This window comes from Acidovorax sp. HMWF018, assembly GCF_003061035.1.
Lineage (GTDB): Bacteria > Pseudomonadota > Gammaproteobacteria > Burkholderiales > Burkholderiaceae_C > Acidovorax > Acidovorax delafieldii.
The window spans coordinates 2,685-4,371 of record NZ_QAIM01000424.1 but is presented as its reverse complement, the minus strand read 5'-3'; the positions used below and the strand labels follow the sequence as shown (position 1 = coordinate 4,371).

Annotated in this window: 1 protein-coding gene and 1 pseudogene; both read right to left on the bottom strand. The window is 53.3% G+C overall.

Annotation, left to right across the window (positions count from 1 at the left end; genetic code table 11):
* Positions 1-906: 906 nt before the first annotated feature.
* Positions 907-1,377, bottom strand: a complete 471-nt coding sequence (locus DBR23_RS17610) for a hypothetical protein (RefSeq protein WP_108499105.1) — start codon at positions 1,375-1,377, stop codon at positions 907-909.
* Positions 1,374-1,687: pseudogene (locus DBR23_RS29375) on the bottom strand (hypothetical protein); the annotation flags it as partial. The gene DBR23_RS17610 and the pseudogene DBR23_RS29375, both read right to left, overlap by 4 nt.

Sequence of the window (1,687 nt, the reverse complement as noted above, 5' to 3'; positions counted from 1 at the left end):
GTTGGGGATTGTGTCCTATACACGAATGAGGCCAAGATTGAATTTCGAAGAAGAATTACCGGCCTCTATCGGCCTTCGGGTCCTTGCAGCCAATATGCGCAAGGTGCGCGATACTTTATCGATTCATCCTCGCCCTGGATGCCGGTGAAGGAATCTGAACTCCGCATGGATTGCGAAACCTGAAAAATCAAAAAAAAACACACCCGTGAACGGGTGTGTTTTTGCTTAGTCACTGCGCAACAGAATGCTAGTTTCTGCTACCCCGAGGGGCGCGCCAGTGACCTCGAACAGGGAATGTATTGCCGTTCCTTGTTCGTGTGTGTGGGCATACTGGAACCGTTTTTTCAATATTTGAATTAATCATTCTTTTTTCCTTATATTTGTTGTTGATATGCGTTATCCGACGTGATTCTTTGTGGATGCACGTATTGATAAACCGTTTGATTGAAATTTGGGTGAAACCCAAGTCCGCACATTGCCGAGCGAGGACGAGCAAAAGCAACGCGCATCAGATGATGCGGTTGAATTTATAAGAGGATGTGTTGGCCCGGACTACATGTCAGCGCAAGGGCTGAGCGGGCAAGAGATGCAGACTATGACCGCCATTCAATCAATGTGGTCATATATGCTTATTATACCAGAATAATGCCGATTTTACAAGTTAAATCGGCTGAGTTGCTTCGTATAATTTTCTAAACTGGCTCTCGAATGAATTATTCTGAGAAACTAGAAAAGAAGGCTGTGAACGCCCGGTTTGTTACCGAGCAGGCCATGGTGCCCCGAAGCCCGCGCGCCTTGCGTGCGGGTTGTCCGGTAGGGGCCGGTGCGGAGCACTGCCGTGCGCCTTGCGCACGGCACCCCGAAGCCCGGACAAGGGTATGGCCTGCCGTGCTGAGGTTGCAAGGGTTAGAGCTTGCCTGCGATGAACAGCAAGAGGACCACAGCGGAGGCCCCCGCAATGCCCCCAACAGCTGATTCCGCAAACCGCTGCCAATAGGGCATAGGCTGGAAATGCTTCGCCGCCGCACGCAGCTTTTGCGTGAGCCTGTCGGCCTCGTCCATGGCGCTGGTGCGCCAAGCCTGCCGAGCGGCTTCCTGCATTGCGGCCGCAGCCTCAGCGCGTGTTTGTGTCACAACCTCATGTGCGTGGCGCTCGACCGATTCGCGCACGTGGGCCGTCGCGGCTTCACTGAATTGCGTCACGGCGCCTTTGAACTGGTCGGCAGCTTCTAAGAGCGCGGCTGCGCTGGCTTCGTGGCTGGTTTCTTGGCCCTGGATTGTCCTGGCCACGTTCTCAAGGCGCAGCACCAGATCATCGACTTCGCCCAGGAGCTGGGCGGCTACCGCTTCACGAACTGTGCTGGCCCGGCCGGTCATTTTGTGATCGCCTTGAATACTTGATCCATATTCTCATTTGCAGTCACGGAAAGACGCTTGAGCGCAACCATTTGGACGCAACGCTCCTTTTCGGATTCGTCGGTTGTTTCGCGCAGCTTTTGACGGTAATCGGTCGGGTCGTTTAGAAGATCGCCCAATGCCATGCCCAACGATTTCAGGCGTTCAAAAACTTCGTTGGTGCGAATGGTAGCTGCGTCAGATACTACACATGCTTTTTCGCCCGCTGCAAGCCCGTAGATGCTCGGGAATTCTTCTGATGGGCTTTCATCCACATCGAGTTTATTGAAAA